Consider the following 24,644-nt stretch of genomic DNA (forward strand, 5'->3'; position numbering starts at 1 on the left):
CTTGTCGGTAACTACGTCTAGCGGCGGCCGACGACGGGCCCTTACGGTGCACGCATGCCGCCGAACCTGCCCGATGTCGTGCTGTGGTCCATACCTGCATTCGTGCTGCTCACCGTCGTGGAGATCGTGAGCGTGCGGATCCATCCTGCCGCCGACGGGGCCGAAGCCGGGTACGAGGCGAAGGACGCCGCCACCTCCATCACCATGGGGCTCGGCAGTCTCGTCTTCGACCTCCTGTGGAAGATCCCCATCGTCGCGATCTACACGGCGGTCTACGCGCTGACGCCGCTGCACATCCCCGTCCTGTGGTGGACGATCCCGCTGATGCTGCTCGCGCAGGACTTCTTCTACTACTGGTCGCACCGCGGGCACCACGTCATCCGCATCCTGTGGGCCTGCCACGTCGTGCATCACTCCAGCCGCAAGTTCAACCTCACGACGGCGCTGCGCCAGCCCTGGACGAGCCTGACCGTCTGGCCGTTCTACGTCCCGCTGATCGCACTCGGCGTGCATCCCGCGGCGCTCGCGTTCTGCTCGTCGGCGAACCTCGTCTACCAGTTCTGGATCCACACCGAGCGCATCGGCAAGCTGCCGCGCCCCTTCGAGTTCGTCTTCAACACCCCCTCACACCACCGCGTCCACCACGCGTCGCAGGGCGGCTACCTGGACCGGAACTTCGGCGGCATCCTGATCATCTGGGACCGCGTGTTCGGCTCCTGGGTGGCGGAGACGGACCGCCCGGTCTACGGCCTCACGAAGAACATCACCACGTACAACCCGCTGCGGGTGGCCACACACGAGTACGTGGCGATCGCCAAGGACATCAGGCGGGCGACGACTTGGCGCGAACGGGGCGGGCGGCTGTTCCGCGGCCCGGGCTGGCAACCGCAGGCACCCGCGGCACCACAACCGGCACCACAACCGGCACCACAACCGGCACCGGAGCCGGCGACGGAGCACACACCGGAGCCGGCGACGGAGAGCGCGGCGTGACGGAGACGTCCGCCGGGGCGAAGCTGCTCCTGGCCGCGTTCGCCCTGGCGGCCACGGGCGACCTGGCAGCACTCCTGGCGGGCTCGGACACCGCCCACGCCGTCTTCAAGCCCCTCCTCATGCCGCTTCTGGCGGGCTACGTGGTCGTGGTCAAAGGCCCGCGCCTGCTGACCGCCGCCCTCCTCTTCGGCTGGGGAGGCGACGTCCTGCTCCTGGCGGACGCGGACCCCGCGTTCCTCGCCGGGATGGGCTCCTTCGCCGCGGGCCACGTCTGCTACCTCGTCCTCTTCAAGCGCCACGGACGCCACGGACACCACGTACACCAGGAAACGGCACGCGCGCGTGAAGGGTGGCTGGTGGCCGCGTACGCAGCCGCGTTGACCGGCACGGTCGTACTGCTCTGGCCGGACCTCCCCGCGGACATGCGCGGCCCGGTGGCGGGCTACAGCCTCCTGCTCACCGCGATGGCGTTCGCCGCCACGAGGCTGGGCCCCGTCGCGGGCGCGGGCGGCGCGCTGTTCCTCCTGTCGGACACCCTCATCGCGACCGGCATCGCCGAGTGGCCGCAGGCGCCGCGCCCCGACTTCTGGATCATGCTCACCTACATCGCCGCGCAGTTCCTGCTGGCCGCCGGCGTACTGGCGGCCCGGCCCCCGCAGGCCGCGCGCCTCACCAGCGAATCGGCAGCGGCAACGCCGTAAGCAGCGCCGACACCGCCACGACCGCCCCGAGGGCGATGACCTCCCAACGGGCGGGGGAGTACGCGGTGGTCGGATCGGCGGCCCCGCGCAACCGCAGGCGTGCGAGCAGCGCGAGGACGGCCACGGCCACCACGAGGAGCACCTTGGCGAGCAGCGTGCGCCCGTAGGCCGTCTCCGTCAGCTGGTCGAGGACCGTGCTCGCCGGCATCCTGCGCAGCGTGCTGCACACTCCCGTCACGGTGATCGCGGCGAACAGAACGGCCGCCACGCGCGCGTAGAGCCCCAGCACCGCCGCGCCCGCCCCGGGAGCCGACGTACGCCACAGGCGCAGCATGCGAAGGACCTGGAGCAGGCCGCCCGCCCACAGCACCCCGCAGGTCAGATGCACCAGTGTCAGACCGGTGCCGATGAGCGGCGTGTCCTCGACGGGAGGGTGGGCCCGCAGCGCCTCCGCCACGATCACCGCGGCCAGCGGAAGGGCGGCGGCGGACGGCCGGCGCGAGCGCGCGCACAGCAGCGCCGCGATGAAGGCGTTGACCTCGAGGAGCGCCAGCCTGCCGTCCCGCGACGCGTAGAGACCGCCGATGTCCATGTCGGAGAGCCGGTGCGGCACCAGGTTGCCGGTGGCCACCACCGAAGCGAGGCCGAGCGCGGCCACGATGCCCGCGCCCGCCGCGTACGCCGCCCAGCTCCGCGGCACACGATCGAGCGGCGCCCCCGGCACCCGACGGGCGAGCCGTGTCGCGTACACCTCGCCCAACTGCACGCAGAGCGCGGCGAACAGAACCGTCCGCAGGAAAGTGATCCCGGCGGTGCCCGGCGCCTCCGCCTCTCCGGTGCCGTCCAGCGCCGCCGAGGGGCCGAGCAGCGGGACGAGGGCGGCGACGGCCACCAGGATCAGCACGGCGACGGCATGACCCGTCGCGGGGCGGCGCGGTGCGCGGTGCGAGGCGCGTGACGCGGCGGCTGCCGTGTCGGCCGGGACCTCGCCACCGGGGTCGGCGGACGGTTGTATGGAGCTCACTACATGATCTTCACCAGGCATCCCCTAAACGGGCAAGTCCTGGCAAACAACTGGCGGATTCCCATTCCGCCCGACAGACCACTTACTCCACAGGGCTCGCGTCCGCCCCGCCCCGGGAGGCCCCCAGCCTGGAACGAGATCCTCGCGCGAAGGGCCGGGCGGTCCGTGACCGCCCGGCCCGACTCCTCGCGCGGGAGGGTTACTTCCGCACGGCGTCCAGGGCGTCGATCATGCCCACGCCGTAGAAGCCGTTCCTGTTCTTGCCGCCCGCGCAGACCGCGTCGACCTTGCCGTCACCGTCGATGTCGTACGGATCGGTGCACTTCATAGCGTCGGCCTCGCCGTAGAGCAGCGCCTTCACCTTCGCCGACGACGCGTGCGGGTGCGCCGACTTGATGAGTGCGGCGACCCCCGCGGCATGCGGTGACGCCATCGACGTACCCGCCTTGTAGCCGAACTTGCCGCCCGGCAGGGTCGACAGGATGCGGCCGTCCGTGGCCGGGGCGTCCGGCGTCTGAAACCTCGTGGAGTCGCCGCCCGGCGCCGCGATGTCGACGACGCCCTGGCCATAGTTCGAGTACGAGGACTTGATGTCCTTCGCGCCCGTGGCCGAGACGGTCACCACACCCGGAAGCTGCGACGGAAGGTCGAGGCAGTCCGCGGTCTTGATGACCCGCTCCGTGGGCGTCGTGTCGTCCGGGCTGGAGTCGTCCACGATCTCGTCCTGCGCCAGGTCCGTCTCGGCGTTCCCGGCCGCCGCGACGTTCACCGCGCCCTTGCGCTCCGCGTACCGGGTGGCCCGCCCGACGGCGTCGACCAAGGCCTTCTGGTCGGCGTCCGTCTTGCAGTTGAACAGCCACGGGTCGGTGTAGTAGCTGGAGTTGGTGACGTCGACGCCGTGATCGGCCGCCCACATGAAGCCGCAGACCACGGCCTCGGTGTAGTACATGCCGGTCGCGGGCTCGGCCACCTTCAGGCTCGCCACCTTGACGCCCGGAGCGACGCCGGTGACGCCGGTGCCGTTCTTCGCGGCGGCGATCGTGCCCGCCACGTGCATGCCGTGGTCGCTCTCGCCGCTCACCGGACGCCACGCGCTGTCCTTCTGCACGGGCACGCCGCCCAGACAGCTCGCGGACGCCTTCGCGTCGAAGTTCGGCGCGATGTCCGGGTGCGTGTCGTCGACGCCGGAGTCCAGGACACCGACGGTGACCTTCGAGCTGCCGAGCGACTCCTTGTGGGCCTTGTCCGCCTTGATGGCGGGCAGGTCCCACTGGAGCGGCTCCAGCTCGTCCTGGCCCGCACCCGCCCGCCCGGCGGCCTTCTCGGCCTCGGCGGCGGTCAGCGGCCGGTCGGCTTCGAGGGCGTCGTCGGACTGCGCGGACAGCGGCGCCGTGCGGGTGGCTCCCGCGGACTGGACGCCCTTCGCCTTGCGGATCTTCTCGGCGAAGTCCGCGTCCGACGCGTGGACGACGATCACGCCGATCCGGTCGTACACGATGACGACCTTGCCGCCGGCCCTGGCGATGGCCTTCTTCACGTACGCCGTTGTCTTGGCGGACGGCGAACCGCCGTGCCCGGCACGGACGTTGACGACATAGCTCATCGACGCGCCGTCCGTGAGGGAGGCGCCGAGCGCGGACACGACGGACGACACGGGGCCGTCCTGCCGGGAGGCGGCATCGGGCTGCGCCGACGCCGTGCCCGGCAGGAAGGCGACGGCCGAGGCCACCGCCATGCCGAGCGGGAGTGCGAGCACGCGCCGGGAACGCGTGAAAGGTGCGGTCATGGTGCGCGTGCCCCTCACTTCTTCACGGCGTCGAGCGCGTCGACGATCCCGCTGCCGTAGAAGCCGTTCTTGTTCTTGCCGCCCTCGCAGACCGCGTCGACCTTGCCGTCACCGTCCGGGTCGTACGGGGTCGTCGGGCAGCCCGGGTTGTCGGCCTGCTTCTTGAGCAGCCGCTGGAGCTCGGCGGGGCTCGCCTTGGGGTGCGTCGACTTCAGGAGCGCGGCCACGCCCGAGGCGTGCGGCGACGCCATCGAGGTGCCCTGCAGCCAGCCGTACTGGTTGCCCGGCATCGTGGAGAGGATGCGGCCGTTCTTCGACGGGGTGTCGGCCGGGATCTGGTACCTGTCCCCGCCGGGGGCCGCGACGTCGATGACGCCCTTGCCGTACGTGGAGTAGTACGACTTGAGGTTCTGCACGCCCGTCGCGCTGACCGTGACGACGCCCGGAAGCTGCGTCGGCAGGTCGAAGCACTCGGAGGGGTCGATGGTGCGCGGCACCGGCGTCGAGTCGTCCGGGCTGGAGTCGTCCAGGATCTCGTCGGACGCGAGGTCGTGGTTGGAGTTGCCCGCGGACGCCAGGTTCAGGGTGCCCTTCTTCTGGGCGTACAGCTGGGCGCGGTTGACCGCGTCGACGATGGCCCGCTGGTCCGGGTCGTCCATGCAGTTGTAGAGCCACGGGTCCACGTAGTAGCTGTTGTTCGTGATCTCGATGCCCTTGTCGGCGGCGAACACGAAGGCACAGACGACGCTCTCCGGGAAGAACAGCTCGCTGACCGGGTCGGCCACCTTGATGCCCGCGACCTGCACGCCGGGCGCGACACCCGCGACGCCCACGTCGTTGCGGGCGGCGGCTATCTCGCCGGCCACATGCGTGCCGTGGTAGTGCTCCGGCTTCTCCGGACGCCAGGCGCCGGGCGAGGTGTCCGCCTTGCCGCCGACGCAGCTCGCCGACTGCGAGGACGAGAAGTTGGGCGCGAGGTCGGGGTGGGTGTCGTCGACTCCGGTGTCGATGACGCCGACGGTGACCTTCTTGCTGCCCGGGTTTATCTTCGCCGCCTTGTCGGCGCCTATCGCACGCAGATCCCACTGGTCGGCCTCGAGGGGCTCGGCGGCCGGACCGGCCTGACCCGCCTGCGCCTTGAGCGCCTTGGCCTCGGACTTCGACAGGAGGGTCGGGGCGCCCTCCTCCGTCGTGCCCGCCGCCGTCAGGGGCGAGGTGCGGGTCGCGCCCGCGGACTGGACCCCCTTGACCTTGCGCAGCTGCTTGCCGAAGTCGGGGTTGGCCGAATGCGCGACGATGACGCCGATCTTCGGGTACGCCACGACGACGGTGCCGTTCGCCTTGGCTATCGCCTTCTTGACGTACGCGATCGTCTTGGAGTCCGTGCGGGTGTTGACGACGTACGCCAGCTTGGGGGCCTCGGCCTCGGCCGACGCGGTGGCGGGAGCGTCGGGGGCCGCGGTCGCGACGCCCGGAGCGAAGCCGACCGACGCCGCCAGCGCGATGCCGAGGGGCACGCTGAGCGCGATGCGACGTCTGGAACGCAGATGAGCCATGGGATCTCCACATCATCCGGATACGTGAACTGCCCGAACACATCTAGTGATCGGGCAGGTACATGACGGGCTGTGCAGGGTGAAGCTATCCCCCGAACTCCCAGGCCAGCAATGGATTCCGGAAGAAAACGATCCGTGGCACCGCGCCGGACGCGCCGTCGAGACGTTGAACAGGTAACGGAACCAACATCGACCCCTGTCGGATCACGTCCCGTGGCCTTAGCATCGCCATCCGTGGCTTACGTGATCCGTATCACTGCCGGATCAGGAAAAGTCATGCAGAGAGAGTCAATGGATCAGCTGTCCGTCCCCACCGCACCCGCACCACGAGGAGAAGACTCCGTGGCCCCCGATGCATCCCCACCGTCCAAGGACGGAGAAGCCCCCGCTCCGCACGCGCCGTCCACGGAAGAGTTCCTCCAGGAGCAAGCGAGTCCCGAGTTCGGTGAACTGCGCAAGGCGCACCGCTCGTTCGCCTTCCCGCTGACCGTCGCCTTCATCGTCTGGTACCTGGCATACGTCCTGCTGTCGAACTACGCGGGCGGCTTCATGGGCACCAAGCTGTTCGGCAACATCAACGTCGCCCTGGTCCTCGGACTCGGGCAGTTCCTGACCACGTTCCTCATCGCCTGGTTCTACTCGCGCCACGCCAATGCCAAGCTCGACCCCAAGGCCGAGGCGATCAAGTCCCGTCTGGAGGCCGGCGCATGAGCCCCGCGCTGAACACCACCGTCCTCGCGGCGACGTCCGACGCCTCGGAGCACCGGGCGCTGATCATCAGCCTCTTCGCGGCCTTCGTCATCGCGACCCTGTTCATCACCGTCTGGGCGGGACGCCAGACCAAGAGCGCCGCCGACTTCTACGCGGGCGGACGCCAGTTCACCGGCTTCCAGAACGGGCTGGCGATCTCCGGCGACTACATGTCCGCCGCGTCCTTCCTCGGCATCGCGGGCGCCATCGCCCTCTTCGGGTACGACGGCTTCCTCTACTCCATCGGCTTCCTGGTCGCCTGGCTCGTGGCGCTCCTCCTGGTCGCCGAGCCGCTGCGCAACTCCGGCCGCTACACGATGGGCGACGTCCTCGCCTACCGCATGCGCCAGCGCCCGGTCCGCACCGCCGCGGGCACCTCCACGATCGTCGTCTCGATCTTCTACCTGCTCGCGCAGATGGCGGGCGCGGGCGTCCTGGTCTCGCTGCTGCTCGGCATCACCAGTGACGCGGGCAAGATCCTCATCGTCGCCCTCGTCGGCGTCCTGATGATCGTCTACGTCACCATCGGCGGCATGAAGGGCACCACCTGGGTGCAGATGGTCAAGGCCGTCCTGCTCATCACCGGCACCATCCTCATCACCTTCCTGATCCTCCTCAAGTTCAACTTCAACGTCTCCGACCTGCTCGGCACCGCCGCCTCCAACAGCGGCAAGGGCTCGGCCTTCCTGGAGCCCGGTCTCAAGTACGGCGTGAGCGACACCTCGAAGCTGGACTTCATCTCGCTCGGCATCGCCCTGGTCCTCGGCACCGCCGGCCTGCCGCACATCCTGATCCGCTTCTACACGGTGCCGACATCCAAGGCCGCGCGTAAGTCCGTGAACTGGGCGATCGGCATCATCGGCGCCTTCTACCTGATGACGATCGTCCTCGGCTTCGGCGCCGCCGCCCTGCTCAAGCCCGGCGACATCATCGCCTCGAACAAGGCGGGCAACACCGCGGCACCGCTCGCCGCCCTGGAGATCGGCGGCGGCGGCGACTCCGCCGGCGGCGCGATCCTGCTCGCCGTGATCTCCGCGGTCGCCTTCGCCACGATCCTCGCGGTCGTCGCGGGTCTCACCCTGGCCTCGTCGTCCTCGTTCGCGCACGACATCTACGCCAACGTCATCAAGAAGGGCAAGGCCACCGAGAAGGAGGAGATGAGGGCCGCCCGCTGGTCGACCGTCTTCATCGGCATCGTCTCCATCGCGCTGGGCGCCCTGGCCCGTGATCTCAACGTGGCGGGCCTGGTCGCCCTGGCCTTCGCCGTCGCGGCCTCCGCGAACCTGCCGACGATCCTCTACAGCCTCTTCTGGAAGCGGTTCACCACACAGGGCGCGCTCTGGTCCATCTACGGCGGACTCGTGGCCGCGGTCGGCCTCGTGCTGTTCTCGCCGGTCGTCTCGGGCAAGCCCACCTCGATGTTCCCCGACGCGAACTTCGACTTCTTCCCGCTGGAGAACCCGGGCCTGATCTCCATCCCGCTGGGCTTCCTGCTCGGCTGGCTCGGCACCATGCTCTCCAAGGAGGAGCCGGACAAGGGGAAGTACGCGGAGCTGGAGGTGCGCTCCCTCACGGGAACCGGTGCCCACTGATCCGGCGGTTTCCCGATTCTCTGGTTTCACCTGAAACCCGCACGTCAGCGGCCGCGTCGTAGATCGTTGGTAGATCTCTACGACGCGGCCGCGCCGCTCCTCGTGGGATCGGGCCCCCGTCGATGTCGGTCCCGTCACGTAGGCTCGTGAGTATCTGGACCGGACCGGCTGAACCAGGATCAGGGAGGGGGCCCACGTGCTCATCGACACCTACGGCCGAGTGGCCACCGATCTGCGAGTTTCACTGACCGACAAGTGCAATCTCCGGTGCACGTACTGCATGCCCGAAGAGGGCCTGCAGTGGCTGTCCAAGTCCGAGCTCCTCAGCGACGACGAGATCGTCCGCCTCATCCGGATCGCCGTGACGCAGCTGGGCATCACCGAGATCCGCTTCACCGGCGGCGAGCCGCTCCTGCGCCCCGGCCTCGTCGGCATCGTCGAGCGCTGCGCCCAACTGGAGCCGCGCCCCAAGATGTCCCTGACGACGAACGGCATCGGACTCAAGCGCACCGCCGCCGCCCTCAAGGCCGCGGGCCTCGACCGGGTGAACGTCTCCCTGGACACCCTGCGCCCGGACGTCTTCAAGACCCTCACCCGCCGCGACCGCCACAAGGACGTCCTCGAAGGGCTAGAGGCGGCCCGTGACGCGGGCCTGACCCCCGTCAAGGTCAACACGGTCCTGATGCCCGGCCTGAACGACGACGAGGCCCCCGACCTGCTCGCCTGGGCCGTCGAGAACGACTACGAACTGCGCTTCATCGAGCAGATGCCCCTGGACGCCCAGCACGGCTGGAAGCGCGACGGAATGATCACCGCCGGTGACATCCTGCAATCGCTGCGTACGCGCTTCGAGCTCACCGAAGAGGGTTCCGGCGAGCGCGGCTCCGCGCCGGCCGAGCGCTGGATCGTGGACGGCGGACCGCATCGCGTCGGCGTCATCGCCTCCGTCACCCGCCCGTTCTGCTCGGCCTGCGACCGCACCCGCCTGACGGCCGACGGCCAGGTCCGCACCTGCCTGTTCGCCACCGAGGAGACCGACCTGCGGGCAGCACTGCGAGCGAACGCCGAGGACAGCCAGGACGGCTCCGACGAGGCGATCGCGCGCATATGGAAGCTCGCGATGTGGGGCAAGAAGGCGGGCTCGGGCCTCGACGACCCGACGTTCCTCCAGCCCGACCGCCCGATGTCGGCGATCGGCGGCTGAATCGCGTCAGCCGCCCTCCGGGGCTTCCCACTCCGCAAGGGGCACGACATCCTTCAACATGCTGCGTACGCCCAGGAACTGGGAGAGATGCTCGCGGTGTTCCTCGCACGCGAGCCACGTCTTGCGGCGCTCCGGAGTGTGGATCTTCGGGTTGTTCCAGGCGAGCACCCACACGGCGGCGGCGCGGCAGCCCTTGGCGGAACAGATCGGTGTCTCGTCGCTCACAGGTAAACGTCCAAGTGCGTTCAAAACAAGGCGACGCCGAGCAGCCACGGGGGGAGCTGCCCGGCGTCGGTCTGTCGCTCCGACGGGGGATGCGGAGCGCGTACGAAGTATGTCACGGGGGACCCGGTACCCGGCACCGGAACTACATGATTGATCTGAGCTTTTCTTGAGCTTGGCGCAACGTCGACGGTCAGTTCTCGTGGCCGTACGGAGTGCCGGAGCCGCCCGGCGCGGGGCCCGCGCCGCCTTCCGGGACGGGTTCCGGGGACTCTGCGCGCGCCAGCGCCGGCGGCAGAATTGGCCGGGATGGTGCCGGTACGAAGGTCGACGGCAACGAGGGCGCGTTCTCCCGGCCCGCGTTGGCGATCACGACGGAGATGTACGGCAGGAGGATGCCGAGCACCAGAGCGACGAGGGCGACGTGCCGCTCGATGTTCCACAGCACCGCCGCGGCGACGACCGAAAGAGTGCGGACCGACATCGAGATCACATACCGGCGCTGCCTGCCCCGCACATCGTCCGCGAGACTCTGCCGCGCCCCTGTGATCCGGAATACCGGGGCGTCGCTCTGCTTCCGCATCACATTCCACCGCCTGCTCAGAAGCCGGGCGCTCCCCGGCCCGGACCCGCTCCACGTTACGCCGGGGCTGCGCAGCCTTCGAGACCGGGGGCGGGTTCCTTCTCGGTGTCCTGCCTGCGCCGTGCCACGTATGGAGTCACCCGACATGCGCCGTATGGAGGATCGGTCGACACTGACCGTAATGCTCAAGTTGAGCCGGACGAGGAGGCAGCTATGAGCTGGTTGTGGGCCATCATCGTCGGATTTGTGCTGGGGTTGATCGCCAAGGCGATCCTGCCCGGCAAGCAGCACAGTCCGCTCTGGCTGACCACGATCTTCGGCATCATCGGCGCGATCATCGGCAACTCGCTTGCCTCTGGGTTCGGCATCGATGACACCAAGGGAATCGACTGGGGTCGGCACGCCCTGCAGCTCGTGGCGGCACTCGTCGTCGTGGGCGTCGGAGACATGCTGTACAAGATGATCAGAGGCAACAAGCAGCGGGCCTGACCTGCGGGTGCGCGGCATGCGAAGGGGGCCGGTCCGAACGGACCGGCCCCCTTCGCAAGTGATCTCTCAGCCCGCGGTGACCTCGACCGCCGCCAGGTTCTTCTTGCCCCGGCGCAGCACCAGCCAGCGCCCGTGCAGAAGCTCTTCGCGGGACGGGACGGCGTCCTCGGAGGCGACCTTCGCGTTGTTCACGTAGGCACCGCCCTCCTTCACCGTGCGCCGGGCCGCGGACTTGCTCGCCACCAGGCCGACCTCCGCGAGGAGGTCCACCACCGGGCCGAGCTCCGTGACCTGGACGCGCGGCAGCTCGGAGAGGGCCGCGCTCAGCGTGGCCTCGTCGAGGTCGCCGAGCTCGCCCTGGCCGAACAGCGCCTTGGACGCGGCGATCACCGCGGCGCACTGGTCGGCCCCGTGCACCAGCGTCGTCAGCTCCTCGGCGAGCGCGCGCTGGGCCGTGCGGGCCTGCGGACGCTCCTCGGTGAGCTTCTCGATCTCCTCGAGCTCCTCGCGGGACTTGAAGCTGAGGATGCGCATGTACGTCGAGACGTCACGGTCGTCGACGTTCAGCCAGAACTGGTAGAACGCGTACGGCGTGGTCATCTCGGGGTCGAGCCAGACGGCGCCGCTCTCGGACTTGCCGAACTTGGTGCCGTCCGCCTTGACCATCAGCGGCGTGCCGACGGCGTGCACCGTGGCGTCCGGCTCCAGGCGGTGGATCAGGTCGATGCCCGCCGTGAGGTTGCCCCACTGGTCGCTGCCGCCGGTCTGCAGCGTGCAGCCGTAGCGCCGGTAGAGCTCCAGGAAGTCCATGCCCTGCAGGAGCTGGTAGCTGAACTCCGTGTACGAGATGCCCTCCTGCGACTCCAGGCGGCGGGCCACGGAGTCCTTGGTCAGCATCTTGTTCACGCGGAAGTGCTTGCCGATGTCCCGCAGGAACTCGATCGCGGACATGCCCGCTGTCCAGTCCAGGTTGTTGACCATCAGCGCGGCGTTCTCGCCCTCGAAGGACAGGAACGGCTCGATCTGCGAGCGCAGCCTGGCCACCCAGTTCGCGACCGTCTCCGGGTCGTTCAGGGTGCGCTCGGCGGTCGGCCGCGGGTCACCGATCTGACCCGTGGCGCCGCCCACCAGGGCGAGCGGCCGGTGCCCCGCCTGCTGGAGCCTGCGGACGGTGAGGACCTGCACCAGGTGCCCGACGTGCAGGCTGGCCGCGGTCGGGTCGAAGCCGCAATAGAACGTGACGGGGCCGTCCGCGAGCGCCTTGCGCAGTGCATCTTCGTCAGTGGACAGGGCGAAAAGACCCCGCCACTTCAGCTCGTCGACGATGTCCGTCACGGTCTTGTGTCTCCTTGAAAGGTTTCTGGCCGGTCGAAGGGCTTTCTGGCCGGTACCGGCTGGCACCGGCCAGTCTATGGGCGTCACACGCCTTGGCTGACCGAGCTCATGTTGAAGTCGGGGATGCGCAGGGCGGGCATCGCCGCCCTAGTGAACCAGTCGCCCCACTCCCTGGGCAGCGTCTTTTCCGTCCGCCCGGCCTCGGCGGCCCGCGAGAGCAGGTCCACCGGTGACTCGTTGAAACGGAAGTTGTTCACCTCGCCCACGACCTCGCCGTTCTCCACGAGGTAGACGCCGTCCCTGGTCAGCCCGGTGAGCAGCAGGGTGGCCGGGTCGACCTCGCGGATGTACCAGAGGCAGGTCAGGAGCAGCCCGCGCTCGGTGCCGGCGACCATCTCCTCCAGGGAGCGGTCGGTGCCGCCGTCGAGGATGAGGTTGTCGATGGCGGGCGCCACCGGAAGGCCGGTCAGGCCCGCGCTGTGCCGGGTGCTGGTCAGATGCGCGAGCTCGCCCGCGCGTACCCAGTCGGTGGCGGTCAGCGGGAGCCCGTTGTCGAAGACGGACGAGTCGCCGCCCGAGGCGTGCGCGAGCACGAACGGCGCGGACTCCAGGCCCGGCTCGTACGGGTCGCTGCGCAGCGTCAGGGGCAGCTCGGCGAGGCGGTCGCCGACGCGGGTGCCGCCGCCCGGCCTGGAGAACACCGTCCGGCCCTCGGCCGCGTCCCGCGCGGAGGCCGACCACAGCTGGTAGATCAGCAGATCGGCGACGGCGGTGGGCGGCAGCAGCGTCTCGTACCGCCCCGCGGGCAGCTCGACGCGTCGCTGGGCCCAGCCCAGGCGTTTGGCGAGCTCCGCGTCCAGCGCCGCGGGGTCGACGTCCTTGAAGTCCCGCGTGGCACGCCCCGCCCAGGCAGACTTCGTGCGGTCGGGGGACTTCGCGTTCAGTTCGAGGGTGCCGTTGGGCTGATCGTGCCGCAGACGCAGGCCCGTCGATGTCCCCAGGTAACTCGACACGAGCTCGTGGTTCGCGAAGCCGTACAGCTCGCGTCCCCCCGCCCGCGCCGTGGCGAATGCCTCGCCGAGCGCGGGGGCGAAGTCCGCGAAGACCGCCGACGACGTCTCGCCGGGTGCGTCCCTGAAGTCCGCGGACTCCTCGGCCCCGGCCACCAGCGGCTGCGCGTCCTCGGCGGGGCCCGCCCCGCGTGCGGCGTGCTCGGCGGCGCGGACCAGGGGCTCCAGATCGGCGGCGGTGACGGCCGATCGCGACACGACGCCGGACGCGGTGCCCTCCTTGCCGTCGACGGTCGCTATGACGGTGAGCGTGCGGCCGCGGGTGACGCCGTTCGTGGTCAGGGCGTTGCCCGCCCAGCGCAGGTTCGCGGTCGAGTGCTCGTCGGCGATGACGACGCAGCCGTCGGCGGTGGACAGTTCGAGGGCGCGCTCGACGATCTCGTACGGCTTGCTGCTGCGGCTCATCGACCGGCCTCCTGCGTGGTGTTGAGGATGTTCACGCCCCGGAACAGGGCCGAGGGGCAGCCGTGCGAGACCGCCGCGACCTGGCCCGGCTGGGCCTTGCCGCAGTTGAAGGCACCGCCGAGCACATATGTCTGCGGGCCGCCGACCGCGGCCATCGAACCCCAGAAGTCGGTGGTGGTCGCCTGGTACGCGACATCACGGAGCTGACCGGTGATGCGGCCGTTCTCGATGCGGTAGAAGCGCTGCCCCGTGAACTGGAAATTGTACCTTTGCATGTCAATTGACCATGAACGGTCGCCAACTACGTAAATGCCGCGATCGACGCCCGCGATCAGATCCTCCGTCGACAGCCCGCCCGGATCCGGTTGGAGCGACACGTTCGCCATGCGCTGCACCGGCACATGGCCGGGGGAGTCGGCGTACGCGCATCCGTTCGAGCGCTCGAAGCCGGTGAGTTTCGCGATGCGCCGGTCCAGCTGGTAGCCGACCAGGGTGCCGTCCTTGACCAGGTCCCAGGACTGCGCGGCCACGCCCTCGTCGTCGTACCCGATGGTGGCGAGGCCGTGCTCGGCCGTCCTGTCGCCCGTCACATTCATGATCGACGAGCCGTACGCCAGCTTGCCGAGCTGGTCGAAGGTGGCGAACGAGGTTCCCGCGTACGCGGCTTCGTAGCCGAGCGCGCGGTCCAGCTCGGTGGCGTGGCCGATGGACTCGTGGATGGTCAGCCAGAGGTTCGACGGATCGACGACCAGGTCGTACGAACCGGCCTCCACGCTCGGCGCCCGCATCTTCTCGGCGAGGTGACCGGGGATGCGCTCCAGCTCGGCGTCCCAGTCCCAGCCCGTCCCCGTGAGGTACTCCCAGCCGCGCCCGGCCGGCGGCGCGATGGTCCGCATCGAGTCGAACTCACCGCTCGACTCGTCGACCGCGACCGCGGTGAGCTGCGGGTGCAGGCGGACCCGCTGCTGCGTGGTCACCGTCCCCGCCGTGTCCGCGTAGAACTTGTTCTCGTGCACGGTGAGCAGCGAGGCGTCGACGTGCGAGACGCCGTCGGCGGCCAGGAGGCGGGAGCTCCACTCGGCGAGCAGCCCGCTCTTCTCCTCCTCCGGCACGGAGAAGGGATCGATCTCGTACGCCGACACCCACGTCTTCTCGGCGTGCACCGGCTCGTCCGCGAGCTCCACGCGCTCGTCGGAGCCCGCCGCCTTGATGACCTTGGCCGAAAGCTTCGCCATCGCCACGGCTTGGGACGCGACCTTCGCCGCCGCGTCCATCGTCAGGTCCACGCCCGAGGCGAAGCCCCAGGTTCCGCCGTGCACGACACGGACCGCGTAGCCGAGGTCCGTGGTGTCCGAGGTGCCGGACGGTTTGGCGTCCCGCAGCCGCCAGGACGCGCTGCGCACCCGCTCCAAGCGGAAGTCCGCGTGGTCTGCGCCCAGGGCACGCGCGCGTGCGAGCGCCGCGTCGGCGAGAGCCCGCAGGGGCAGCGCCGTAAAGGCTTCGTCGATGGAATGGGGCACGGATGTCTCCCTGCTGTCGGCACCGGTCGGTCAGATCATGTCGCGCGTGGAGGTCCGGCGGCCAGAGTTTTCTGTAGGGACCCGACAGGGAGTCCGGTACGCCACTGTCGGTCGTCGATTCTCCGTATGGAGCACCGTACCGATAGGTTTTCGAGGTACCAGACCGCTATCGAAAGGGTGATCCGTTGAGCCGCTCGGTTCTCGTCACCGGAGGAAACCGGGGCATCGGCCTCGCCATCGCCCGCGTCTTCGCCGACGCGGGCGACAAGGTCGCGATCACTTACCGCTCGGGTGAACCACCCCGGGCCCTCACCGAGCTCGGAGTCCTCGCCGTCAAGTGCGACATCACCGACGCCGAGCAGGTGGAGCAGGCCTACAAGGAGATCGAGGAGAAGCACGGGCCCGTGGAGGTCCTGGTGGCCAACGCCGGGATCACCAAGGACCAGCTCCTCATGCGGATGTCCGAGGAGGACTTCACGTCCGTCCTCGACACCAACCTCACCGGCACCTTCCGTGTCGTCAAGCGCGCCAACCGCGGCATGCTGCGCGCCAGGAAGGGCCGCGTCGTCCTCATCTCCTCGGTCGTCGGCCTGATGGGCGGACCGGGGCAGGCGAACTACGCCGCCTCCAAGGCCGGCCTGGTCGGCTTCGCGCGCTCGCTCGCCCGTGAGCTCGGGTCGCGCAACCTCACCTTCAACGTCGTCGCGCCGGGTTTTGTCGACACCGACATGACCAAGGTGCTCACCGACGAGCAGCGGTCGAACATCGTGGCGCAGGTGCCGCTCGGCCGTTACGCGAACCCCGAGGAGATCGCCGCCGCGGTGAAGTTCCTCGCCTCGGACGACGCGTCGTACATCACTGGAGCCGTCATCCCCGTTGACGGCGGATTGGGCATGGGTCACTGATCACCATGAGCGGAATTCTCGACGGCAAGAAGATCCTCGTCACCGGTGTGCTGACGGAGGCGTCCATCGCCTTCCACGCGGCCAAGGTCGCTCAGGAGCAGGGCGCCGAGGTCATCCTGACCGCCTTCCCGCGGCCCACGCTCACCGAGCGCATCGCCAAGAAGCTCCCGAAGCCTGCCAAGGTCATCGAGCTCGACGTCACCAACCAGGAGCACCTGGACCGCCTCGCGGGTGTGGTGAAGGACGAGCTCGGCGGTCTCGACGGCATCGTGCACTCCATCGGCTTCGCCCCGCAGGGTGCCTTCAACTTCCTTGAGGCGTCCTTCGAGGACGTCGCGACGGCGATGCACGTCTCGGCGTTCTCCCTGAAGTCGCTCACCATGGCCTGCCGCCCGCTGTTCGAGGACGGGGCCTCGGTCGTCGGCCTCACCTTCGACGCGCAGTTCGCCTGGCCCAAGTACGACTGGATGGGCCCGGCCAAGGCCGCCCTGGAGGCCACGAGCCGCTACCTCGCCCGCGACCTGGGCAAGGAGGACGTCCGCTGCAACCTCATCTCGGCGGGTCCGCTCGGCTCCATGGCCGCCAAGTCCATCCCGGGCTTCGGCGAGCTCGCGGACGTCTGGAACACCCGTTCGCCGCTGAACTGGGACATGGCCGACCCGGAGCCCGCGGGCCGCGGCATCGTCGCGCTGCTCTCGGACTTCTTCCCGAAGACGACCGGCGAGATCATCCACGTCGACGGCGGCGTGCACATGATGGGTGCCTGAGCAGGCATTACGTACGTATCCGACGCCTCGTCCCCCGCACCGCGCGGGAGGCGGGGCGTCACCCGTTCGGCCCACCGGCCGGGCGAGGTCGGGGCACAGCCGCGCACCCTTAGGTGTGCGCCCGTCATCTCCCGCGGTGCTCGCCGCTCTCACTGTGCTGATCGCCCTGCCGTACGGCGCCCCGTCACACGCCGTCACCGGGACGACGACACCGCACGCGCGCGTGGAGGCCGCCGAACCCCGGCCCTTCGGCGCGGAGTGCCGCACCAGCGTCGAGGGCTCGGAGGCGGTCGCGTACTGCCACAACCCCTACCCCGAGCCCGACCGGGTGCGCTTGCACGTGGAGTGCGAGCAGTGGTGGGACATCGACAGCGACGGCGTGCCGGTCGAGGCGGGGCCCGCCTCGACCGTGCGGCTCACCGGGCGCTGCTGGAAAGAGATCCGGACGGTCTGGGTCAGCCACGAGAAGTGACGGCCACGGGGGCGGTGCTTTTCATCGCGGAGTCTCGGGTCGGTTTCGGGTCACGGCCGCGCGTCGAAGAGCTCCGGGCGGCACATGAAGGGGTAGCCCGCCGCCTCCTTCGCCGCCGCCTCCGCGTCGCTCTCCCGGATCGCGTCGACGAGCCGGGCGTGGTCCATGTGGCTCTCGGGGGTCAGCTTCTCGCCGACGTCCTCGCGCAGCCAGTCCCGCATGACCTCGCCGAGGTCCGCGTACATCGCCGTCATCACGTCGTTGTGGGACGCGGCCACGACAGCCAGGTGGAAGGTCGCGTCCGCCGTCACGAAAGCCTCCGCGTCGCCCGACGCCCAGGCCTGCTCGCGGCGCTCCAGAAGGGCGTCGAGCTGCTTGAGGTCGCGTTCCGTGCGCCGTTGCGCGGCCAGCTTCGCCGCGCTCGACTCCAGCGTGCTGCGCAGCTCCGCGATGTGCCGCGGCTCGGCGTCGGCGAACCTGCGCTGCATCACACCGGCCAGTTCGCTCGTCGCGACCACGTACGTCCCCGACCCCTGGCGGATGTCGAGGAGGCCGTTGTGCGCGAGGGCACGGACCGCCTCCCGGACGGTGTTGCGCGCCACCCCCAGCTGCTCGACCAGCTCGGGCTCGGTGGGGATACGGGAGCCGACCGGCCATTCTCCCGACGAGATCTGATTGCGCAGCTCGGCGATGACCTGCTCGGAGAGCGCAGATCGGTGAGGGGTGGTCAGCGGCATGACATTCCTTCGTGCGCGATGTGACGGGGACGGTCGGAAAGCAGACAACGGATTGGACAGCCAATCATCCCATGATTCTATGATGGGCCTATGGCTAGTGAGGAAACCAGGACGATGACACCGACAACGGCGAAGACAGCGACCAGTACCGACGCGGTGAGCGGGGCAGCGGAGAAACAGCCCGCCACGCGCGCGTGGGCGACGCGTCTCGTCATGGTCGGCATCGTCCTGGCCGCCCTCAACCTCCGGCCGGGCATCACCAGCCTCGGCTCGCTCCTCGAAGAGGTACGCGACGGGCTCGGCATGAGCGGCACGCTCGCCGGTCTGCTCACCTCCGTCCCGCCGCTCTGCTTCGCGATCTTCGGGGTGATGGCTCCCCGACTCGCCCGCCGGTTCGGCCCCAGCGCGGTGGTCTGCGCCGGCATGGTCGCGATCGCCGCGGGTCTGGCGATCCGTCCCTTCCTGGGCGGCACCGTCGGCTTCCTCGCCGCGAGCGCGCTCGCCCTCATGGGCATCGCGGTCAGCAACGTCCTGATGCCGGTGATCGTCAAGCGCTGGTTCCCCGACCGGGTCGGCTCGATGACCGGGCTCTACTCGATGGCGCTCGCGCTCGGCACCTCGCTGGCGGCGGCCATCACGGTGCCCATGACCGACGCCCTGGGCGGCAGTTGGCAGACCGGGCTCGCGGTGTGGGCGGCGCTCGCCGTCGTCGCCGTCGTGCCGTGGCTGCCGCTGGTGCGCGACCGGAGCGCCGCCTCCGCCGCCCCGGAGCACGTCAGCTCCGAGGTGCGCCGGGAGGACGCGCAGCTGCGCATCACGCGCAGCCGTACGGCGTGGGCGCTCGCCTGCTTCTTCGGGCTCCAGGCCACCGCCGCGTACATCACGATGGGCTGGATGCCGCAGATCTTCCGTGACGCGGGTGTCCCGGCGGGGGAGGCCGGTGTGCTGCTCGCCGTCATCATGGCGATGGGCGTACCGCTGGCCTTCGTCATTCCGCGGGTCGCCACCCGGCTGCCGAACCAGGGGCCCGTGGTGGTCGTGCTCGGCGTCTGCGGTCTCGCCGGATACGCGGGTCTCTACCTCGCTCCGGCGGGCGGCGCCTGGGTGTGGGCGCTGCTGCTCGGCGTCTCCAACTGCGCCTTCCCGCTGGCCCTCACCATGGTCGGCATGCGGGCCAAGAGCAGCGTGGGCGTCGCCAAGCTCTCCGCCTTCGCGCAGAGCACGGGCTATCTGATCTCGATTCCGGGGCCGCTCCTGGTGGGCGTGCTCTACCAGCACAGCGGCGGCTGGGGCCTGCCGATCGCGCTCATGGCGGGCCTGATGGTGCCGCAGATCGTGGTGGGCATCCTGGCGGGCCGCAACCGCACGGTCGAGGACGAGATCGCGGCGGCCGGCTGACTCCGGGGGAGTGCTGCTCTGCTCCCCGGGTAGCACTGCCCCGCTCGCCGGGGGAGTGCTGCCTTGCTTCCCCGGGGGAGTACTGCCCTACCCCGGCCGAGCCGTCCCGGACAAAGGGTGCGAGACTCTTGCCATGCCAGTGCTCGACCCGAACCCCCAGAACGGCCAGAAGAAGCTGCTCATCGTGCTTGGCTCGATGCTGGCCATCACCGTGATCATCGGGATCATCGCCTCCATCGCCTCGCCGTGACCCGCCCCTGAACTGACCCCGGCGGGGCCGATGGTGGGGCTAGCACCACCATCCCCTAGGGGGTCAGTGTCAGGGTCAAGTGGGTGGATCACCGGATGTGCTGAGGGTCGCTCGATCCGTACCTTCGAGATGTGGCCGCGAAGACGCGGCGCGGAAGACTCGAGGACCACGGAGGCGGCATGTCGGCCCGTTCGCACACCAGGCGCGACCCGGGAGCCACCAAGGACTCCGCGAGCGTCGAGATCCAGCTTCCGTGGTGGGCGATCGCCCTCCCCGCCATAGCCTTCGCGGCCCTGCTCCTGCTGATACTGAACCCCGCCGACGCCCACGCCACGGCGGGCGAGCCGGTGGTCACCCATCTGATCGAACGCATCCAGGAGACGGTCTTCCGTACCACCGCGTGACCCGCCTCGCGCGGACACCGTGACCTGCTTCGTACGGACACCGTCACCCGCCTCGTGCGGACACCGTCACCCGTGTCGGGGGAGCAGGCCAACTCCCTGCGCCCACCGGCGGGTTTCATGCGAAGCTGGGACGCATGAGCGTCGCAGAACCCCGCAGGATCGTCATTTTCCGGCATGCGAAGGCCGACTGGCCGCAGGTGTCCGACCACGAGCGTCCGCTCGCGGAGCGAGGCCGCAAGGACGCGCCCGTCGCCGGGCGCAAGCTGGCAGACAGCGGCATTCCTCTCGACCTGGCCCTCTGCTCGACCGCCGCCCGGACCCGCGAGACATGGAAGCTCGCCGTCCATGAGCTGCCGGACCGGCCCAAGACCGTCTACGAGGATCGGCTGTACGAGGCCTCTCCGGGCGAACTGATCGCCGTGCTCAACGAAACCCCGGACGACGTGCGGAACGTCGTACTGATCGGTCACAACCCCGGAGTGCAGGGGCTCGCGGACATTCTCTCCGGAGCCGCCGAGGGCGACGCCCGTACGCGGATGGAACGCCGCGGTTTCCCCACGGCCGCCTTCGCCGTCCTGACCTACTCCGGCTCGTGGAAGGCCCTGGAACCCGGGGTCGGCACCCTGGTCGACTACTGGGCGCCTTCCGAGTAGATCTTCCGAGTAGATCCCGAGCAGACCCGACGCACGTACGGCGATGGGCCCCGGAACCGCAGCGGTTCCGGGGCCCATCGCCGTACGTGCGCCAGCGCTTGCGTCAGTCGGTGTGCGTGTCCGCGGCCTCGACCTCTTCACGGGTGATGCCGAGAAGATAGAGGACGGTGTCGAGGAAGGGGACGTTCACCGCGGTGTGCGCGGCCTGGCGGACGACGGGCTTGGCGTTGAAGGCGACACCGAGACCGGCCGCGTTCAGCATGTCCAGGTCGTTGGCGCCGTCGCCGATGGCGACGGTCTGCTCCAGCGGGACCCCGGCCTCCGCGGCGAAGCGGCGCAGCAGACGGGCCTTGCCCGCGCGGTCCACGATCTCGCCGGTCACCTTGCCGGTGAGCTTGCCGTCGATGATCTCCAGGGTGTTGGCCTGGGCGAAGTCGAGGCCGAGACGTTCCTGCAGATCGTCGGTCACCTGGGTGAACCCGCCCGAGACGACGCCCACTTGGTAGCCGAGGCGCTTGAGCGTGCGGATGAGGGTGCGGGCGCCGGGGGTGAGACGGACCTCGGAGCGGACCTTGTCGACGACTGAGGCGTCGAGCCCGGCGAGGAGTTCCACACGGGCGTGCAGCGACTGCTCGAAGTCCAGGTCACCGCGCATGGCGGCCGCGGTCACCTCGGCGACCTTGTCCTCGCAGCCGGCGTGCGCGGCGAAGAGCTCGATCACCTCGTCCTGGATGAGGGTCGAGTCGACGTCCATCACGACGAGCCGCTGGGCACGGCGGTGCAGGCCCGCCGCGACGACGGCGACGTCCACGCCGAGCTTCGCCGCCTCCAGGGCGAGGGCGGTCCGCAGCGGCTCGGTCTCGGTGCCGGAGACGGCGAACTCCACTGCGGTGACCGGGTACTTGGCGAGCCGGAAGATACGGTCGATGTTGCCGCCGGTCGCGGTGATGCTGGCGGCGATGGACGCCGTCGACTCGGCGGTCAGGGGGTGGCCGAGCACGGTGATGTGGGAGCGGCCGAGGCCGCGCGGGCGGTTGTCGCCGATGCCCGAGATGATCTCGGCCTGCATCTTCAGGGACTCGGCCCAGCTGTGCACGGTGGACCGCAGGTCGCCCTCCAGACCGGCCGGCGGCTCGGTCACGAGCGCGCACAGCACTATGCGGCCACGGGTAACGACCTGCTCGATGTCGACGACGTCGACGGAGTAGGCGGCGAGGGTGTCGAAGAGGCCTGCGGTGATTCCGGGGCGGTCCTTGCCGAAGATCTTGACGAGGAGCGTGGGGACATCGGCGGGCTGCGGGAGATGAGGAGCGCTCATGGTGAGCCCACCGTATCCGGCGGCGTCTCCGCCCCGCCGGGGTGGTCCGCGTGCCGGACACCTGCGGCTGCCGCCGGCGAAACGCCCGCGCTCGCGGGCCGGGGTGCCTCGCTCTCACCGCCTCCCGCGCTGAAGATCTCTCCCACCCACCCACCCGCCCACCCGTTTACCCCGCGGTATCGGCATCCCCTGCCTAGCGCCGGTGATCGGGTGGATGGGCGTGACCATCCGGCGCAAAGGGGCGGGGGAGGGGCGCTGCGCCTGGCGGTGTTGCGCGGGGGAGGGGCGCTGCACCCGGCAGAGCCGCCCAAGGGCAAGGGCGCCGTCGCCCCAGGGGCAGGGACGCCGCACCCGGCAAAGACGCCCGAGAGCAGGGACGTACCGCCCCGCATAGTCACTCTGCGGCATGCAGACGTCAGGGAACCTGCACTACCGCCCCCGACCTCCACGAGGCCCCGACCCCGGTCCCGGCGGTGGAGGTGGAGGCGGTGGTGGAGGTGGAGGCCAATCGCCCTCGTCCGAGGAGCGGGGGCGCGGCTTCGGCGGGGGAGGCGGAGTGACCGGCCCCACCACCGTCGGCGCCCCGGAGACATCACGCGGCGGCGGCCGAAGGTACGGGTTGGTGTCAGGGTTCGAGGGCCGGAAGGGCGCGCTGGGACTGTACGGCCCGGCAGACCCCGCAGGCCGCGCCGCCCCGGGCTCCCCAGCCGTCCCGGAGACCCCGGAGCCCCCGGACGCCCCCGCACCCCCAGACCCCCCGGCGGACCCAGCAGCCCCCGCAGCGCCCACCCCCGCGGCAACCCCCGCCCCCGGCGCCACCCCCGCCCCCGCCTCGCCCCCCGCACCGGCAAACCACGAAACCCGGCCCCCCGCAGCCCCACTGGCCACAGCGAGCAACGCCCCCACAGCTCCCGCCCCCGCACCCCACGCCGCCCCCAAAAGGAACGCCATTCCCAGCCGGCCGTGCAGTTCGATGCCCGCGCCGAACGCGTCGAAGCCCAGTACCGAGAGCGAGGCGTCCGCGGAGACACCCGTGAGCCACACCAGCAACGGCAGCCCGAGCGCCGTCACCGCGCCGAGCCGCACCGCACACTGCGCCGCGAACCTCAGGGCGCCGGTCTCGCCGCGTGAGTAAGGAGAACGGACGGCGGTGAGCACACCCGCGAACAGGATCATCAGGGCCGCCGCGACGCCGAGGAGCCACACCCGGCTGTCCAGTTCCGCGAGCCGCCCCAGCGTCACCGCCTCGCTCGCCGAGGAGCCGGACCCGGACAGGAGGTCGTCCACCGGATCCGGCAGGAGCTTCGCCAGCTGCCCCGTCGCCTCGCCGTCCCACGGCACGAAGAGCCCGATCGGCACCCCGAGCCACACCCCGTTCGGCGCCCCGAGCAGCGCGGCGCCCGCGATCCGCTTGGGATGGTCGTCGCCGATCATCGCGTACAGCGCCGCCGCGAGCCCGGCGAGTACCGCCACGAGCATGACCGTGACCAGCGCGGACGTCGCGGGCCGCACCACGCGGTGCACGACGTCCCACCCTCGCGGCAGCGGCGTACGGCGCGACGCGAGCAGCGCGATCAGCAGCACGACGAGCACCCACACCGCGCCCCCGAGCAGCGTCGGACCCGTCTCCACGGTGAAGCCGACCGACGCCTTCGCCTGCGCGAGATCGCCGAGTCGGTCGGGCAGCACGCCCCCGATGTCGCCGAGGCCGTCCGGCAGTTTGTCCGTGATGTCGTCCGGCAGCTGGTCGACGCCCTTGTCGATGCCCTGGTCGATCCCGAGCTGGTCACCCTTGATCGTGATGATGTCGTGACCCGCCCAGACGAGCCCTCCGAGCATCGCCAGAAAGAGGACGACCACCGCCCCGGCTCGCGCGGCCAGTTCGCCGGCGGAGATCACAACTCCCGCCCCGCGCAGGGAACGCAGGAAAAAATACGCAAGGAACAGCGCGCCCGCGAGCCCGACGCCCAGCGGCGCGACATCGATCGCGGTGGTCGCCTCCGCCCCTTCGAGGCCGAAGGCCGACACGTCACCGGACGGGGTCACCGAGCCGCCCGCGCCGAGCGCCACCACGGCAGCCGTCATCGGCCCCAGTGACGCCACCGCGTCCGCGCCGAGCAGATGCAGGCCGAGCGCCGCAGTGCCCGCCATGCCGACAAGAGCCCAGCTCACGGCGGCAATCGCGGACAGCAGCACATCGCCCCACCGCATACGCCGGCTCTCGACCCTTTTCCCGCCGGTCTCCATCAGGACCCCCCGACTCGCAGCGCCGCGCCCTATTCATGCGAGATGTGCGCAATGCGCATGATCCGTATGCACTCGTGGGCGGTTACTACTCTCCGGGGCGGTTTCTGCCCCGTCAACGGGGCGGTCGCCCGGGCTCGTACGCAGTCTTCACAAGGCCCGACTTTCGGTCAGAGGCCTCCGCCTGAAATAGTTCCTCCCGATGTTCGACATCCCTAGACTCCCCATGACGGGGGCTAGCTCGGGGGACAACTCAGTGGGGCTGG

At 70.1% G+C, this 24,644-nt stretch carries 24 protein-coding genes; 13 read left to right on the forward strand and 11 right to left on the reverse strand.

Annotated elements, in window-relative coordinates; all coding sequences use genetic code 11:
- Positions 1-54: 54 nt before the first annotated feature.
- Together IE226_RS23825 and IE226_RS23830 are read left to right on the forward strand one after the other, a co-directional pair.
- Positions 55-993 (forward strand): sterol desaturase family protein, encoded by a 939-nt coding sequence (locus IE226_RS23825; protein WP_190083354.1) that lies wholly within the window; start codon positions 55-57, stop codon positions 991-993.
- Entirely contained in the window at positions 990-1,694 is a 705-nt protein-coding gene (locus tag IE226_RS23830; protein WP_190083355.1) for a lysoplasmalogenase, read from the forward strand. Before IE226_RS23825 ends, IE226_RS23830 begins: the two co-directional genes overlap by 4 nt.
- Here the strand turns inward: IE226_RS23830 and IE226_RS23835 are convergent.
- The 3 genes from IE226_RS23835 to IE226_RS23845 form a co-directional block, all read right to left on the reverse strand.
- Positions 1,663-2,718: a CopD family protein gene (locus IE226_RS23835; protein ID WP_229871496.1), complete on the reverse strand. Its 1,056-nt coding sequence runs from the start codon at positions 2,716-2,718 to the stop codon at positions 1,663-1,665. The two genes, IE226_RS23830 and IE226_RS23835, sit on opposite strands and share 32 nt — an antisense overlap.
- Before the next feature lie 199 nt (positions 2,719-2,917).
- On the reverse strand, positions 2,918-4,504 hold the full coding sequence (locus IE226_RS23840; RefSeq protein ID WP_190083357.1) for a S8 family peptidase: 1,587 nt from the start codon (positions 4,502-4,504) through the stop codon (positions 2,918-2,920).
- Between the two features lie 14 nt (positions 4,505-4,518).
- The gene (locus IE226_RS23845) at positions 4,519-6,060 is read right to left on the reverse strand and encodes a S8 family peptidase (protein ID WP_190083358.1); all 1,542 of its coding nucleotides are present in this window, start codon (positions 6,058-6,060) and stop codon (positions 4,519-4,521) included.
- 342 nt (positions 6,061-6,402) lie between these two features.
- Here IE226_RS23845 and IE226_RS23850 point away from each other — a divergent pair, with 342 nt between their 5' ends.
- The 3 genes from IE226_RS23850 (at position 6,403) to moaA (ending at position 9,606) form a co-directional block, all read left to right on the forward strand.
- Positions 6,403-6,771, forward strand: coding sequence for a DUF485 domain-containing protein (locus IE226_RS23850; RefSeq protein WP_229871497.1), 369 nt, complete (start codon positions 6,403-6,405; stop codon positions 6,769-6,771).
- Positions 6,768-8,402, forward strand: coding sequence for a monocarboxylic acid transporter (locus IE226_RS23855; protein WP_190083359.1), 1,635 nt, complete (start codon positions 6,768-6,770; stop codon positions 8,400-8,402). The genes IE226_RS23850 and IE226_RS23855 overlap by 4 nt, the downstream gene beginning before the upstream one ends.
- Positions 8,403-8,598: 196 nt before the next feature.
- On the forward strand, positions 8,599-9,606 hold the full coding sequence (gene moaA, locus IE226_RS23860; protein WP_190083360.1) for a GTP 3',8-cyclase MoaA: 1,008 nt from the start codon (positions 8,599-8,601) through the stop codon (positions 9,604-9,606).
- 6 nt (positions 9,607-9,612) lie between these two features.
- On the opposite strand, the gene IE226_RS23865 is transcribed toward moaA, so the two are convergent.
- Both IE226_RS23865 and IE226_RS23870 read right to left on the reverse strand, forming a co-directional pair.
- A complete protein-coding gene (locus IE226_RS23865) occupies positions 9,613-9,831 on the reverse strand; it encodes a hypothetical protein (protein WP_190083361.1) in 219 nt (72 codons plus the stop codon).
- 190 nt (positions 9,832-10,021) lie between these two features.
- Positions 10,022-10,411, reverse strand: coding sequence for a DUF3099 domain-containing protein (locus IE226_RS23870; protein ID WP_190083362.1), 390 nt, complete (start codon positions 10,409-10,411; stop codon positions 10,022-10,024).
- Positions 10,412-10,624: 213 nt separating this feature from the next.
- Between IE226_RS23870 and IE226_RS23875 the strand changes: the two genes are divergently transcribed.
- Positions 10,625-10,900 (forward strand): GlsB/YeaQ/YmgE family stress response membrane protein, encoded by a 276-nt coding sequence (locus IE226_RS23875; protein WP_190083363.1) that lies wholly within the window; start codon positions 10,625-10,627, stop codon positions 10,898-10,900.
- Positions 10,901-10,966: 66 nt separating this feature from the next.
- Here IE226_RS23875 and tyrS read toward each other — a convergent pair whose 3' ends face one another.
- From tyrS to IE226_RS23890, 3 genes are all read right to left on the reverse strand, one after another.
- Positions 10,967-12,235 (reverse strand): tyrosine--tRNA ligase, encoded by a 1,269-nt coding sequence (gene tyrS / locus IE226_RS23880; RefSeq protein ID WP_190083364.1) that lies wholly within the window; start codon positions 12,233-12,235, stop codon positions 10,967-10,969.
- Positions 12,236-12,318: 83 nt separating this feature from the next.
- Positions 12,319-13,710 carry a metallopeptidase TldD-related protein gene (locus tag IE226_RS23885; protein WP_190083365.1) on the reverse strand — a complete coding sequence of 464 codons (1,392 nt, stop codon included), beginning with the start codon at positions 13,708-13,710 and terminating at the stop codon, positions 12,319-12,321.
- Positions 13,707-15,230, reverse strand: coding sequence for a TldD/PmbA family protein (locus IE226_RS23890; RefSeq protein ID WP_190083366.1), 1,524 nt, complete (start codon positions 15,228-15,230; stop codon positions 13,707-13,709). The genes IE226_RS23885 and IE226_RS23890 overlap by 4 nt, the downstream gene beginning before the upstream one ends.
- Before the next feature lie 185 nt (positions 15,231-15,415).
- Between IE226_RS23890 and fabG the strand changes: the two genes are divergently transcribed.
- From fabG to IE226_RS23905, 3 genes are all read left to right on the forward strand, one after another.
- Complete coding sequence (gene fabG, locus IE226_RS23895; RefSeq protein WP_190083367.1) at positions 15,416-16,135, forward strand: 3-oxoacyl-[acyl-carrier-protein] reductase; 720 nt, start codon at positions 15,416-15,418, stop codon at positions 16,133-16,135.
- A 5-nt stretch (positions 16,136-16,140) separates the two neighbouring features.
- On the forward strand, positions 16,141-16,902 hold the full coding sequence (gene fabI / locus IE226_RS23900; protein ID WP_190083368.1) for an enoyl-ACP reductase FabI: 762 nt from the start codon (positions 16,141-16,143) through the stop codon (positions 16,900-16,902).
- A 115-nt stretch (positions 16,903-17,017) separates the two neighbouring features.
- Positions 17,018-17,374: a hypothetical protein gene (locus IE226_RS23905; protein WP_229871498.1), complete on the forward strand. Its 357-nt coding sequence runs from the start codon at positions 17,018-17,020 to the stop codon at positions 17,372-17,374.
- 50 nt (positions 17,375-17,424) lie between these two features.
- On the opposite strand, the gene IE226_RS23910 is transcribed toward IE226_RS23905, so the two are convergent.
- On the reverse strand, positions 17,425-18,111 hold the full coding sequence (locus IE226_RS23910) for a FadR/GntR family transcriptional regulator (protein WP_190083369.1): 687 nt from the start codon (positions 18,109-18,111) through the stop codon (positions 17,425-17,427).
- A 90-nt stretch (positions 18,112-18,201) separates the two neighbouring features.
- On the opposite strand from IE226_RS23910, the gene IE226_RS23915 reads away from it, so the two are divergent.
- From IE226_RS23915 to IE226_RS23925, 4 genes are all read left to right on the forward strand, one after another.
- Entirely contained in the window at positions 18,202-19,509 is a 1,308-nt protein-coding gene (locus IE226_RS23915) for a CynX/NimT family MFS transporter (protein ID WP_190083370.1), read from the forward strand.
- Positions 19,510-19,642: 133 nt separating this feature from the next.
- Positions 19,643-19,759 carry an SGM_5486 family transporter-associated protein gene (locus tag IE226_RS44900; protein ID WP_150166275.1) on the forward strand — a complete coding sequence of 39 codons (117 nt, stop codon included), beginning with the start codon at positions 19,643-19,645 and terminating at the stop codon, positions 19,757-19,759.
- A gap of 179 nt (positions 19,760-19,938) precedes the next feature.
- Positions 19,939-20,163: a hypothetical protein gene (locus IE226_RS23920; protein WP_190083371.1), complete on the forward strand. Its 225-nt coding sequence runs from the start codon at positions 19,939-19,941 to the stop codon at positions 20,161-20,163.
- A gap of 134 nt (positions 20,164-20,297) precedes the next feature.
- Positions 20,298-20,816 carry a SixA phosphatase family protein gene (locus tag IE226_RS23925; RefSeq protein WP_190083372.1) on the forward strand — a complete coding sequence of 173 codons (519 nt, stop codon included), beginning with the start codon at positions 20,298-20,300 and terminating at the stop codon, positions 20,814-20,816.
- Between the two features lie 103 nt (positions 20,817-20,919).
- Here the strand turns inward: IE226_RS23925 and serB are convergent, their stop codons facing one another.
- The gene (gene serB / locus IE226_RS23930) at positions 20,920-22,134 is read right to left on the reverse strand and encodes a phosphoserine phosphatase SerB (RefSeq protein WP_190083373.1); all 1,215 of its coding nucleotides are present in this window, start codon (positions 22,132-22,134) and stop codon (positions 20,920-20,922) included.
- Between the two features lie 429 nt (positions 22,135-22,563).
- Positions 22,564-24,381: a streptophobe family protein gene (locus IE226_RS23935; RefSeq protein WP_190083374.1), complete on the reverse strand. Its 1,818-nt coding sequence runs from the start codon at positions 24,379-24,381 to the stop codon at positions 22,564-22,566.
- Positions 24,382-24,644 lie beyond the last annotated feature (263 nt).

Origin of the sequence: Streptomyces longisporoflavus (assembly GCF_014649775.1) — a bacterium.
Lineage (GTDB): Bacteria > Actinomycetota > Actinomycetes > Streptomycetales > Streptomycetaceae > Streptomyces > Streptomyces longisporoflavus.